Genomic DNA, 13,357 nt, shown 5'->3' on the forward strand with positions numbered 1-13,357 from the left:
TTTTGTTTAAACTAGAGTTTTTATGAAGAGTTAAGATATCTGAATTGGATTCGAAACTATAATTTACTATAGAAAATGAAAGTGATGAAAAGAAAGCTAGTAAAACATGCGTTACTTTCTTGAAGTTTTTTATAGCCTTGAAATACAACATATTAATAATAAAGTATATATAATATAACATATCTCTTGATTTCACTCAAAAAAAGGTTTATAATGTACATAAATATGATTCTCAAAAAGAGGTACACAAGATGAACAAAAAGAAAATGATTTTAACCAGTTTGGCTAGTGTGGCTGTTTTAGGTGCTACATTTGTTGCATCTCAACCGTCAGTTGTGAAAGCTGATGACAAACCTACAGCTGCTCAACCTACTGGAGAAACTAAGCCTACACCTGCGGCTGAAACACCAAAAACTGAAGTAGAAAAAGCAAAAGAAGCTGAAAAAGAAGCTAATGCTAAAGTTGATGCAGCTCAATCTAAAGTAGATAGAACAACTACTACAGCAACTGATGCAGCTACTAAACTTGAAACAGAGAAAAAAGAAGCTGCTGACGCTGAAACTGCAAAAGTCGAAGCTGAAAAAGCTAAAAAGACTGCTGATGACGAATTAGCTGCTGCTAAATCTAAAGCAGCTGAAGCTGACGCTAAAGCAAAAGAAGAGGCCGCAAAAGAAGAAGCAGCCGCAAAAGAAGAAGCTGAAGCTAAAGAAGGTTTAACTGAAGCTTTGAAACAAATGCCTGATAACGAATTGCTTGATAAAAAAGCAAAAGAAGAATTATTAAAGGCTGTTGAGTCGGGTGAATTAACTGCTTCTGATATTCTTGCTGAGTTAGCAGATGATGCTGAAAAAGCACAAGATACTAATCCAACAATTAAAACAGAAACTCCTGTATCTAAGGACAAGCTTCCTGAAGAGGTGCAAGCGGGAATTGCAGAAGGTGAAGCAGCGGATGCTGCTCGTCCTGAATCAGAAAAATTGCAAGATAAAGCTGATGATTTAACTGAAACAATTGAAAACTTAACGGATGATGCTGAGAAATTAAAAGCCGATGCTGAAAAGAAAGCTGAAACACTAAAAAAACAGGAAGATACTTTAAAAGAAGCAAAAGAAGCTCTTAAATCCGCTAAAGAAAACGGATTTGGTGAAGATATCACAGCACCACTAGAAAAAGCTGTAACTGCGATTGAAAAAGAACGCGATACTGCCAAATCTGAATTTGACGAAGCTGATGAAAAAGTTCAAGCTGCTACAGCTGAAATTCAAGATTTAACTGAAAAACGTGATAATCTTCTTGAAGAAGTAAAAAAAGCAGAAGCAAAAGAAGCTGCAGAACCAGCTAAACCAGCTGAAGAAACTCCAGAGGAAGAAGCTGAACCAACCGAAGCTGAAAAAGCTGCTAAAGCTAAAGCAGAGGCTGATGCTAAAGTTGCTGAATTAGAGAAGAAAGTTGCTGAAGAAGCTAAAAAAGTAGAAGAAGCTACAGCTAAAGCTAAAAAAGAAGCTGTTGATGTAACTGCTGCTGAGACTGCAAAAGCAGAAGCAGACAAAGCTAAAGCTGATGCAGAAGCTGAATTAGCTAAGGCTAAAGAAGAAGCAGCTAAAGCAAAAGCTAAAGTTGAAGAAGAAGTTAAAAAAGAAGAAGACGCTAAAAAAGAAGAAGCAGATAACTTAGAAGCTTTGAAAGGTGCTTTAGAGCAACTTGAAAAAAAAGCTGAAGATAAAGTCAACAAGGATGCTAGCATCAAGCCAGAAGATAAAGCGAAAGCTATCGAAGAAGCAAAAGCTGAAATCGGTAAAGAAGCTTTATTAAAAGCGATTGAAGATGGAGTTCTTACAGCTACTCAAGCTATAGATGAATTCCTCAACGATGCCAACACAAAAGATAAAGCTCCTGAAGCTTATAAAACTAAAGAATTAACTGCTGACGAAACTAAAAAAATTGAAGAAGCTGCTAAAAAAGAAGCTTCTAAACCAATTGTCAAAAAACTTACAGACATTGCTGCTGATTTAGCTGAAAAAATTGAAAAATTAACTAAAGAAGCTGAGGAAGATAAGGCTGACGCTGCTGAAAAAGCTAAGGTAGTAGAAGAGAAAAATGCTACATTAGAGAAACAAAAAGAAACTTTAGAAAAAGCTAAAACTGCTCTTGAAACTGCTAAGAAAAACAATGCGGATCAAGCTATCCAAGATGGATTGCAAGATGCTGTAACTAAACTAGAAGCTTCAGTTGCTTCTGCTAAAGTAGCTGCGGATGAAGCTAAAGCCGATTTCGACGAAGTGAATGAAGCAGTTCAAGAGGATGACGATGCAATTGCCAAACTAACTGATGCTTACAACGCAACTGTAGGTTACATCGAAAACTTAAAAGAAGTTCCTAAGGGTGAAGGACCGAAAGACTTCAGTGGTGGTGTAAATCCTAGTGATGCACCTTCTGATGATGCTAAACAACCTGACGAAGTTCCAAGTGCTCCTAACTCTCCTGAATTCAATGGTGGTGTGAATCCTAGTGACTCTCCTTCTGGAGATAATGGATCTGATTTCAATGGTGGAGTAAATGATACAACACCTCCTACTGTAGCCGATGCTCCAGAATATAGTGGAGGAGTTAATGCGGCTGATGCTCCTGTAGCTGAGGTAGCCTCTGAATTCACTGGAACTCTTGCTACTAATACTCCTGTAAATGAAAACGGAGAAGCTGTGGAAGCTCTTAAAGCAGAGATTCCTGAGTATACTGGACCTTTATCTACTAGCGGTGTGTTAGCAGCTGTTAATGAAGTTCCAGAATATAAAGGGGGTGCTAACTTTGTCTTAGCGGCTGTTAACGAAGTTCCAGAATATACAGGACCTTTATCTACAAATGGTGAAGACCTTGTAGTGAACAATGTTCCAGCATACGGAGAAGCAGGAGCCCCAGCTGTAAACAATGTTCCAGCATACGGAGAAACAGGCGCCCCAGCTGTAAACAATGTTCCAGCATATGGAGAAACCGGCGCCCCAGCAATTACTGAAGTTCCAGCGTATGCAGAAACCGGCGCCCCAGCAATTACTGAAGTTCCAGCGTATGCAGAAACCGGCGCCCCAGCAATTAACGAAGTCCCAGCGTATGCAGAAACCGGCGCCCCAGCGATTACTGAAGTTCCAGAATATACTCTTACAACAGCAGGTACTAACAAGGATAATACTTATCAAGCACCAGCAGCAAAAGCAGAAGATAAAAAAGAACTTCCAAATACTGGTGGTAAAGATAATGTTGCAGTTGCATCATTAGGATTCCTTGGATTGTTCCTTGGTGCCATTCCATTTGTGAAACGTAAAAACTAATTCATTTCGTAGCTTGAAAGAGAGGGAATAACTTCCTTCTCTTTTTTAGATTATCTTAGTTTCTCTCAGGGAACTCTTCCCAATGGTATTTTTTGGTGCTTTCCTTTATAATGGGTGTATGGATAAGAAAAAATTATTATTGATTGATGGGTCTTCTGTTGCTTTTCGGGCGTTTTTTGCGCTCTATCAGCAGTTGGATCGTTTTAAGAATGCGGCTGGCTTGCATACCAATGCGATTTATGGTTTCCAGTTGATGTTGAGCCATTTGTTGGAGCGGGTTGAGCCGAGTCATATTTTGGTGGCTTTTGATGCGGGAAAGACGACCTTCCGTACAGAGATGTATGCGGACTATAAGGGTGGTCGGGCTAAGACTCCTGATGAGTTTCGTGAGCAATTTCCCTTCATTCGTGAGTTGTTGGATCATATGGGGATTCGTCACTATGAGTTAGCTCAGTATGAGGCGGATGACATTATTGGGACACTGGATAAGTTAGCTGAGCAAGATGGTTTTGATATTACCATTGTCAGTGGGGACAAGGACTTGATTCAGCTGACGGATGAGCATACGGTGGTTGAGATTTCTAAGAAAGGTGTGGCTGAGTTTGAGGCCTTTACGCCAGAATATCTTATGGAAAAGATGGGCATTACACCGACGCAGTTTATCGATCTCAAGGCGCTCATGGGTGATAAGTCGGATAATATCCCTGGAGTAACCAAAATCGGTGAAAAGACGGGTATCAAGCTCTTGCTGGAGCATGGTTCGCTTGAAGGGATCTATGAAAATATCGATGGGATGAAGGCTTCTAAGATGAAGGAAAATCTCATCAATGATAAGGAACAGGCCTTTTTGTCAAAAACACTGGCGACCATTGATACCAAGGCACCGATTGAGATTGGTTTGAAGGATTTAGTCTATAGCGGTCCAGATGTGGAAAATCTTGGGAAATTCTACGATGAGATGGGCTTCAAACAGCTCAAGCAGGCTTTAAATGTGTCGTCAGCTGATGTGGCTGAGAGTTTGGATTTTACTATTGTTGACCAAATCAGTCAAAATATGCTGAGTGAAGAGTCTATCTTCCATTTTGAGCTTTTTGGTGAGAATTACCATACGGATGATTTGGTTGGTTTTGCTTGGTCTTGTGGAGATAAGCTCTATGCCACAGACAAACTTGAACTTTTGCAAGAGCCTATTTTCAAGGATTTTCTAGAAAAAACACCTCTGAGAGTTTATGATTTTAAGAAGGCCAAAGTTCTCTTGAATCGTTTTGGTGTGGATTTACAGGCGCCTGCTTTTGATAGCCGTTTGGCTAAATACCTCCTTTCGACTGTGGAGGACAATGAAATTGCGACTATTGCTAGTCTTTATGGTCAGACTTACTTGGTTGATGATGAGACCTTCTACGGTAAAGGTGTTAAAAAGGCCATTCCTGAACGTGAGAAATTCTTGGAACACTTGGCTCGTAAGATTGCAGTTTTGGTCGAAACAAAGCCTATTTTGCTTGAAAAACTCAGCGAAAATGAGCAATTAGAGCTTCTTTATGATATGGAGCAACCTCTGGCTTTTGTCCTTGGCAAGATGGAAATTGCTGGGATTACGGTCAAGAAAGAGACCTTGCTTGAGATGCAGGCTGAAAATGAGCTTGTTATTGAAAAACTGACTCAGGAGATTTACGAACTGGCTGGTGAGGAGTTTAATATCAACTCGCCTAAGCAGTTGGGCGTGCTTCTCTTTGAAAAATTGGGGTTACCTCTAGAATACACTAAGAAAACCAAAACTGGATACTCGACTGCGGTGGATGTGTTGGAACGCTTGGCTCCTATTGCGCCGATTGTTAAGAAAATCCTGGATTACCGTCAAATTGCTAAGATTCAATCGACTTATGTGATTGGCTTGCAGGACTGGATTTTGGCTGATGGCAAGATTCATACTCGCTATGTGCAGGATTTGACTCAGACTGGGCGTTTGTCTAGTGTGGATCCAAACTTGCAAAATATCCCTGTGCGTTTGGAGCAAGGTCGCCTCATTCGGAAGGCTTTTGTACCTGAGTGGGAGGATAGTGTGCTGCTCAGCTCCGACTATTCACAGATTGAATTGCGCGTTTTGGCACATATCTCTAAAGACGAGCACTTAATTAAGGCTTTCCAAGAGGGAGCGGACATCCATACTTCGACAGCTATGCGGGTCTTTGGCATTGAGCGTCCTGAGGATGTGACTGCAAACGACCGTCGTAATGCCAAGGCTGTTAACTTTGGGGTGGTTTATGGAATTTCAGATTTTGGCTTGTCTAATAATCTGGGTATTAGTCGTAAGGAAGCCAAAGCCTACATTGATACCTACTTTGAACGCTTCCCAGGTATTAAAAACTACATGGATGAAGTGGTGCGTGAGGCGCGTGATAAGGGCTATGTGGAGACCCTCTTTAAACGTCGTCGTGAGTTGCCAGATATCAATTCGCGCAACTTCAATATTCGTGGTTTTGCGGAGCGGACTGCTATCAACTCTCCTATTCAGGGATCGGCAGCAGATATTCTCAAGATTGCCATGATTCAGCTGGATAAAGCCTTGGTTACAGGTGGTTATCAAACTAAGATGCTTCTGCAAGTGCATGATGAAATCGTCCTTGAAGTTCCTAAATCTGAATTGGCAGAGATGAAAAAATTGGTCAAACAAACCATGGAAGAAGCCATTCAACTCAGTGTTCCCCTTATCGCAGATGAAAATGAAGGGGCAACATGGTACGAGGCTAAATAAAAAAGTTATGTAGAGTTTGAAGCACTTGTTTTCAAACTCTTTTCATGTTTTTCTGTAAGCAGTTTCCTTGACATTTTTTTTGTTTTGAGCTATCATATGTCCATATAATATATGGGAGTCTGTGTACAGTCTGAGAGGAAGCGTTAAGCTTCGACCGCACCTGATCTGGGTAATGCCAGCGTAGGGAACGATACTTAGTCTATTCTTGACCTTTTTCCATATATGGTAGAGGTTTTTCTTTTTATCAAAGGAAAGCGAGAAGAGGAGGTTTTTATGAAAGCAAGCATCGCCTTGCAAATTTTACCCCTATCACAGGGGATTGATCGGATTGCTGTTATCGATCAGGTCATTGCTTATCTGCAAGCTCAAGAAGTGACCATGGTGGTGACACCATTTGAAACGGTCTTGGAAGGGGAGTTTGATGAACTTATGCGTATTCTCAAAGAAGCGCTGGAAGTAGCAGGGCAGGAGGCAGATAATGTCTTTGCCAATGTCAAAATAAATGTAGGAGAGATTTTAAGTATTGATGAGAAACTTGAAAAGTATACTGAGGCGACAGATTAGTCTTTTGGGCTTTCTAGGAGTCTTGTCAATCTGGCAGTTAGCAGGTTTTCTTAAACTTCTCCCCAAGTTTATCCTGCCGACACCTCTTGAAATCCTCCAGTCTTTTGTGCGCGATAGAGAATTTCTCTGGCACCATAGCTGGGCCACCTTGAGAGTGGCTTTGCTGGGGTTGGTTCTGGGAGTTTTGATTGCCTGTCTCATGGCTGTGCTTATGGATAGTTTGACTTGGCTCAATGACCTGATTTACCCTATGATGGTGGTTGTTCAGACCATTCCGACCATTGCCATAGCTCCTATCCTGGTCTTGTGGCTCGGTTATGGGATTTTACCCAAGATTGTCTTGATTATCTTGACGACTACCTTTCCTATCATCGTTAGCATTTTGGACGGTTTTAGGCATTGTGACAAGGATATGCTGACCTTATTTAGTCTGATGCGGGCCAAGCCTTGGCAAATCCTATGGCATTTTAAAATTCCAGTCAGTCTGCCTTACTTTTATGCAGGTTTAAGAGTCAGTGTCTCCTACGCCTTTATCACAACCGTTGTATCTGAGTGGCTGGGAGGCTTTGAGGGTCTTGGTGTTTATATGATTCAGTCCAAGAAACTGTTTCAGTATGATACCATGTTCGCTATTATTATTCTGGTATCGATTATCAGTCTTCTTGGTATGAAGTTGGTCGATATTAGTGAAAAATATGTTATTAAATGGAAACGTTCGTAGAGTAAGAATGTTTTAAAAAAGAAAAAAGAAAAGAGGAAATCAAAATGAAAAAAACATGGAAAGTGTTTTTAACTGTTTTAACAGCTCTTGTAGCTGTTGTTCTTGTGGCCTGTGGTCAAGGAACTGCTTCTAAGGATAATAAGGAAGCAGAACTTAAGAAGATTGACTTTATCCTAGACTGGACACCAAATACCAACCACACAGGGCTTTATGTGGCTAAGGAAAAAGGCTACTTCAAAGAAGCTGGAGTGGATGTTGATTTGAAATTGCCACCAGAAGAAAGTTCTTCTGACTTGGTTATTAACGGTAAGGCACCATTTGCAGTATATTTCCAAGACTATATGGCTAAAAAATTGGAAAAAGGGGCAGGAATTACTGCCGTTGCAGCTATCGTAGAACACAATACATCAGGAATCATCTCACGTAAATCTGACAATGTAGCTAGTCCAAAGGACTTGGTTGGTAAGAAATACGGAACTTGGAATGACCCAACTGAACTTGCTATGTTGAAAACCTTGGTAGAATCTCAAGGTGGAGACTTTGAGAAGGTTGAAAAAGTACCAAATAACGACTCAAACTCAATCACACCGATTGCCAATGACGTCTTTGATACTGCTTGGATTTACTACGGTTGGGATGGTATCCTTGCAAAATCTCAAGGTGTAGATGCTAACTTCATGTATTTGAAAGACTATGTTAAAGAGTTTGACTACTACTCACCAGTTATCATCGCAAACAATGACTATTTGAAAGACAATAAAGAAGAAGCTCGCAAAGTTATCCAAGCTATCAAAAAAGGCTACCAATATGCTATGGAGCATCCAGAGGAAGCAGCTGATATCCTCATCAAAAATGCACCTGAACTCAAGGAAAAACGTGACTTTGTCATCGAATCTCAAAAATACTTGTCAAAAGAATACGCAAGCGACAAGGAAAAATGGGGGCAATTTGATGCAGCTCGCTGGAACGCCTTCTACAAATGGGACAAAGAAAATGGTATCCTTAAAGAAGACTTGACAGACAAAGGCTTCACCAACGAATTTGTGAAATAATGAAAGAAATTAGACTAGAACACGTCAGTTATGCCTATGGTCAAGAGAGGATTTTAGAGGATATCAATCTGAAAGTGACTTCAGGTGAAGTGGTTTCTATCCTAGGCCCAAGTGGTGTTGGTAAGACTACGCTTTTCAACTTAATTGCGGGGATTTTAGAAGTTCAGTCAGGGAGAATTGTCCTTGATGGTGAAGAAAATCCCAAGGGGCGGGTGAGTTATATGTTGCAAAAGGATCTGCTCTTGGAACACAAGACGGTGCTTGGTAATATCATCCTGCCCCTCTTGATTCAAAAAGTGGATAAGGCAGAGGCTATTGCTCGCGCGGATGAAATCCTTGCGACCTTCCAGTTGACAACTGTACGGGACAAGTATCCTCATGAACTGAGTGGGGGGATGCGTCAGCGTGTGGCTTTGCTTCGTACCTATCTTTTTGGACACAAGCTCTTTCTCTTGGATGAGGCCTTTAGTGCCTTAGATGAGATGACAAAGATGGAACTCCACGCTTGGTACCTTGAGATTCACAAACAGTTGCAGCTGACGACCCTGATCATCACGCATAGTATCGAGGAGGCCCTCAGTCTCAGCGATCGCATCTATATCTTGAAAAATCGCCCTGGGCAGATTGTTTCAGAAATTAAACTAGATTGGTCTGAAGAAGAGGACAAGGAAGTCCAAAAGATTGCCTACAAACGTCAAATCTTGGCAGAATTAGGCTTAGATAAGTAGAAAAATAGGGAGTTGGTGAAGATTATCCTTTACCAGCGCCCTTTTTCTTTTAAAAATGAGAAAATTTCGGTATAATAGTCAAAGATAGTCAAGGTTTAAAGAGAGAGGTGGGTTTGTAATGAGATTTAAAAATACATCGGATCATATTGAGGCCTACATCAAGGCGATTTTAGATCAATCTGGAATTGTAGAGTTGCAACGGAGTCAGTTAGCAGATACATTCCAGGTTGTTCCTAGTCAGATTAACTATGTGATCAAGACACGCTTTACGGAAAGTAGAGGCTACTTGGTTGAAAGTAAGCGGGGTGGTGGAGGCTACATTCGCATAGGACGGATTGAGTTTTCTAGTCATCATGAAATGCTCAGGGAGCTGCTTTACTCGATTGGTGAGCTAGTTAGTCAAGAAATTTATGAGGATATTCTACAGCTTTTGGTTGAGCAGGAATTGATGACCAAGCAGGAGATGAATTTGCTGGTAGCAGTAGCTTTGGATCGCGTTCTAGGAGAAGAAGCTCCAGTTGTTCGTGCTAATATGCTACGACAGGTCATACAAGAGGTAGATAGAAAAGGGAAGTAAGATGAACTATTCAAAAGCATTGAATGAATGTATCGAAAGTGCCTACATGGTTGCTGGCCATTTTGGAGCTCGTTATCTAGAGTCTTGGCACTTGTTGATTGCCATGTCCAATCACAGTTATAGTGTGGCAGGGGCGACTTTAAATGATTATCCATATGAGATGGACCGTTTAGAAGAAGTCGCTTTGGAACTGACTGAAACGGACTATAGCCAGGATGAAACCTTTACGGAATTGCCGTTCTCCCATCGTTTGCAGGTTCTTTTTGACGAAGCAGAGTATGTAGCGTCAGTGGTCCATGCTAAGGTGCTAGGGACGGAGCACGTCCTCTATGCGATTTTGCATGATGGAAATGCCTTGGCGACTCGTATCTTGGAAAGGGCTGGTTTTTCTTATGAAGACAAGAAAGATCAGGTCAAGATTGCTGCTCTTCGTCGAAATTTAGAAGAACGGGCAGGTTGGACTCGTGACGACCTTAAGGCTTTACGCCAACGCCATCGTACAGTAGCTGACAAGCAAAATTCTATGGCTAATATGATGGGCATGCCCCAGACTCCGAGTGGTGGTCTCGAGGACTATACGCATGATTTGACAGAGCAAGCGCGTTCTGGCAAGTTAGAACCAGTCATCGGTCGGGACAAGGAAATCTCGCGTATGATTCAAATCTTGAGTCGTAAAACCAAGAATAATCCTGTCTTGGTTGGAGATGCTGGTGTCGGGAAAACAGCTCTGGCGCTTGGGCTCGCTCAGCGTATTGCTAGTGGTGATGTGCCTGCGGAAATGGCTAAGATGCGCGTGTTGGAGCTTGATTTGATGAATGTCGTTGCAGGTACACGCTTCCGTGGTGACTTTGAAGAACGCATGAACAACATCATCAAGGATATTGAAGAAGATGGCCAAGTCATTCTCTTTATCGATGAACTTCATACCATCATGGGTTCTGGGAGCGGGATTGACTCAACTCTGGATGCGGCCAATATCTTGAAACCAGCCTTGGCGCGTGGAACTTTGAGAACGGTTGGTGCGACTACTCAGGAAGAATATCAAAAACACATCGAAAAAGATTCGGCCCTTTCTCGTCGTTTCGCCAAAGTGACGATTGAAGAGCCAAGTGTGGCCGACAGTATGGCTATTTTGCAAGGTTTGAAGGTGACTTATGAGAAACATCACCGTGTGCAAATCACAGATGAAGCGGTTGAAACAGCGGTTAAGATGGCCCATCGTTACTTAACTAGTCGTCACTTACCAGACTCTGCTATTGATCTCTTAGATGAAGCGGCAGCAACAGTGCAAAATAAGGCTAAGCATGTGAAACCAGACGATTCAGGTTTGAGTCCAGCTGACAAGGCCCTGATGGATGGTAAGTGGAAACAGGCAGCCCAGCTAATCGCAAAAGAAGAGGAAGTACCTGTCTACAAAGACTTGGTGACAGAGTCTGATATTTTGACCACCTTGAGTCGCTTGTCAGGGATTCCAGTCCAAAAACTGACTCAAACGGATGCTAAGAAGTATCTGAACTTGGAAGCGGAACTGCACAAACGTGTCATCGGTCAAGATCAAGCTGTTTCAAGCATTAGCCGTGCGATTCGCCGCAACCAGTCTGGTATTCGTAGTCACAAGCGTCCGATTGGTTCCTTTATGTTCCTAGGACCCACAGGTGTCGGTAAGACCGAATTGGCCAAGGCTTTGGCGGAAGTTCTCTTTGATGATGAATCAGCCCTTATCCGCTTTGATATGAGTGAGTATATGGAGAAATTCGCAGCCAGCCGTCTTAACGGAGCTCCTCCGGGCTATGTGGGTTATGAAGAAGGTGGGGAGTTGACCGAGAAGGTTCGCAACAAACCATACTCTGTTCTCCTCTTTGATGAGGTAGAAAAAGCCCACCCAGACATCTTTAATGTGCTCTTGCAAGTCTTGGATGACGGTGTCTTGACAGATAGCAAGGGGCGCAAGGTTGACTTTTCAAATACTATTATTATCATGACATCGAACCTTGGTGCGACTGCCCTTCGTGATGATAAGACTGTTGGCTTTGGGGCTAAGGACATTCGTTTTGACCAGGAAAATATGGAAAAACGCATGTTTGAAGAGTTGAAAAAGGCTTATAGACCGGAGTTTATCAACCGTATTGATGAAAAGGTGGTCTTCCATAGCCTGTCTAGCGACTATATGCAGGAAGTGGTGAAAATTATGGTTAAACCTTTAGTGGCAAGTTTGGCTGAAAAAGGCATTGATTTGAAATTACAAGCTTCCGCACTGAAATTATTGGCCAATCAAGGATATGACCCAGAGATGGGAGCTCGTCCACTTCGTAGAACCCTACAAACAGAAGTGGAAGACAAGTTGGCAGAACTTCTTCTCAAGGGAGATTTGGTGGCAGGCAGCACACTTAAGATTGGTGTCAAAGCAGGCCAGTTAAAATTTGATATTGCATAAAAATGGAGAATCAGGAGCAATCTTGGTTCTCTTTTTCGCAATGTTTTTATAAAAAATGATAAAAAACTATTGACAAAACAAAAATATAGTTTATAATAAAAACATAGATAATAAAAATATCAAAAATTATAAAAAGGTAATAGGTTTATGAAAAAGAAAACAGCAGTGGTATTTGGAACCTTTGCTCCACTTCATCAAGGTCATATCGATCTGATCCAGCGTGCGAAGCGAAAGTGTGACCAGGTCTGGGTTGTCGTTTCAGGTTATGAGGGAGACCGAGGAGAGCAGGTAGGTTTAACGCTTCAAAAAAGATTCCGCTATATCCGAGAGGCCTTTCGTGATGACGAGTTGACCTCTGTCTGCAAGTTAGATGAAACCAATCTTCCTCGTTACCCTATGGGCTGGCAGGAGTGGTTGGACCAAATGTTAGCGGAGATTTCCTATGATGAAACCCAGCAAGAACTAATTTTCTTTGTGGGAGAAGCAGACTACCAGCAAGAATTATCAAATCGTGGCTTTGAGACTGTCTTGCAAGAAAGAAAGTTTGGTATCTCAGCAACTATGATTCGAGAAAATCCAAGCAAATATTGGAAATATATTGCTCAACCCTTCCGACGTCAGTTTACAAAGAAAGTGTTGATTATGGGAAGTGCTAGCAATGGGAAGACCACTCTGGCTAAGGATTTGGCTAGGTATTACGATGCACCAGTTAGTTTGGAATACGCACGTGAGTACCAGATCAAAAACAATGTCCGCGACGATGAATTGACTCCAAAAGATTACTATTATCTCCTGTTGGGGCAGTATGACCAGACCTCTAAGTTAATTGATAGCAATGCCAATAGGGGACTGGTGATAGCAGACACCAACTCCTTAGTAACCAAGGGCTACTATGATTATTATATGGAGACTGAGGACCAAGGGGATTTATCAGGAGAGACTTTTGATAATCTCTTTGCCTCGATTTTGGCTAAGGAGAACTGGGACTTGATTCTCTTTGTGCAACCTGTCGGTTCCTATGTCAATGACGGATTTAGAGATATGACTATGGCAGAAGACCATATTCGTCATAGTTTTTCCCAGCATTTGGACCAGATGAGAGAGCGATATTTAACCACCATTCCACTAGTTTATCTAGCAGAGGATTATCTAGGAAATTATGAAGCAGCAAAAGTGGCTATTGATGCCATTTACCAAGCAGATTAG

At 41.8% G+C, this 13,357-nt stretch carries 9 protein-coding genes and 1 riboswitch; all 9 genes read left to right on the forward strand.

Translation table 11 applies throughout. The features are described from left to right. Positions 1-251 precede the first annotated feature (251 nt). Positions 252-3,323 carry an SIALI-17 repeat-containing surface protein gene (locus tag D8845_RS04695; RefSeq protein ID WP_125452651.1) on the forward strand — a complete coding sequence of 1,024 codons (3,072 nt, stop codon included), beginning with the start codon at positions 252-254 and terminating at the stop codon, positions 3,321-3,323. A 118-nt stretch (positions 3,324-3,441) separates the two neighbouring features. Beyond that, positions 3,442-6,075 carry a DNA polymerase I gene (gene polA, locus D8845_RS04700; RefSeq protein WP_125452652.1) on the forward strand — a complete coding sequence of 878 codons (2,634 nt, stop codon included), beginning with the start codon at positions 3,442-3,444 and terminating at the stop codon, positions 6,073-6,075. Between the two features lie 101 nt (positions 6,076-6,176). After that, positions 6,177-6,279: riboswitch (TPP riboswitch) on the forward strand. A gap of 69 nt (positions 6,280-6,348) precedes the next feature. Beyond that, positions 6,349-6,639, forward strand: a complete 291-nt coding sequence (locus D8845_RS04705; protein WP_125452653.1) for a thiamine-binding protein — start codon at positions 6,349-6,351, stop codon at positions 6,637-6,639. Beyond that, positions 6,602-7,360 (forward strand): ABC transporter permease, encoded by a 759-nt coding sequence (locus D8845_RS04710; RefSeq protein WP_185757386.1) that lies wholly within the window; start codon positions 6,602-6,604, stop codon positions 7,358-7,360. The genes D8845_RS04705 and D8845_RS04710 overlap by 38 nt, the downstream gene beginning before the upstream one ends. Positions 7,361-7,404: 44 nt before the next feature. Beyond that, the gene (locus D8845_RS04715; protein WP_125452655.1) at positions 7,405-8,412 is read left to right on the forward strand and encodes an ABC transporter substrate-binding protein; all 1,008 of its coding nucleotides are present in this window, start codon (positions 7,405-7,407) and stop codon (positions 8,410-8,412) included. Further along, positions 8,412-9,140: an ABC transporter ATP-binding protein gene (locus D8845_RS04720; protein ID WP_125452656.1), complete on the forward strand. Its 729-nt coding sequence runs from the start codon at positions 8,412-8,414 to the stop codon at positions 9,138-9,140. The genes D8845_RS04715 and D8845_RS04720 overlap by 1 nt, the downstream gene beginning before the upstream one ends. A 118-nt stretch (positions 9,141-9,258) precedes the next feature. Further along, positions 9,259-9,717, forward strand: coding sequence for a CtsR family transcriptional regulator (locus D8845_RS04725; RefSeq protein WP_084926271.1), 459 nt, complete (start codon positions 9,259-9,261; stop codon positions 9,715-9,717). Position 9,718: 1 nt separating this feature from the next. Then, complete coding sequence (locus tag D8845_RS04730) at positions 9,719-12,151, forward strand: ATP-dependent Clp protease ATP-binding subunit (protein WP_125452657.1); 2,433 nt, start codon at positions 9,719-9,721, stop codon at positions 12,149-12,151. A 147-nt stretch (positions 12,152-12,298) separates the two neighbouring features. Beyond that, the gene (locus D8845_RS04735; protein ID WP_125452658.1) at positions 12,299-13,357 is read left to right on the forward strand and encodes an AAA family ATPase; all 1,059 of its coding nucleotides are present in this window, start codon (positions 12,299-12,301) and stop codon (positions 13,355-13,357) included.

The sequence above is a fragment of the Streptococcus mitis genome (genome assembly GCF_003942865.1).
GTDB lineage: Bacteria > Bacillota > Bacilli > Lactobacillales > Streptococcaceae > Streptococcus > Streptococcus mitis_BI.

What these genes read in the sequence shown, in the direction of transcription:
- D8845_RS04695 (WP_125452651.1), top strand. Translation starts at nt 252, where the DNA reads ATGAACAAAAAGAAAATGATTTTAACCAGTTTGGCTAGTGTGGCTGTT.
- polA (WP_125452652.1), top strand. Translation starts at nt 3,442, where the DNA reads ATGGATAAGAAAAAATTATTATTGATTGATGGGTCTTCTGTTGCTTTT.
- D8845_RS04705 (WP_125452653.1), top strand. Translation starts at nt 6,349, where the DNA reads ATGAAAGCAAGCATCGCCTTGCAAATTTTACCCCTATCACAGGGGATT.
- D8845_RS04710 (WP_185757386.1), top strand. Translation starts at nt 6,602, where the DNA reads ATGAGAAACTTGAAAAGTATACTGAGGCGACAGATTAGTCTTTTGGGC.
- D8845_RS04715 (WP_125452655.1), top strand. Translation starts at nt 7,405, where the DNA reads ATGAAAAAAACATGGAAAGTGTTTTTAACTGTTTTAACAGCTCTTGTA.
- D8845_RS04720 (WP_125452656.1), top strand. Translation starts at nt 8,412, where the DNA reads ATGAAAGAAATTAGACTAGAACACGTCAGTTATGCCTATGGTCAAGAG.
- D8845_RS04725 (WP_084926271.1), top strand. Translation starts at nt 9,259, where the DNA reads ATGAGATTTAAAAATACATCGGATCATATTGAGGCCTACATCAAGGCG.
- D8845_RS04730 (WP_125452657.1), top strand. Translation starts at nt 9,719, where the DNA reads ATGAACTATTCAAAAGCATTGAATGAATGTATCGAAAGTGCCTACATG.
- D8845_RS04735 (WP_125452658.1), top strand. Translation starts at nt 12,299, where the DNA reads ATGAAAAAGAAAACAGCAGTGGTATTTGGAACCTTTGCTCCACTTCAT.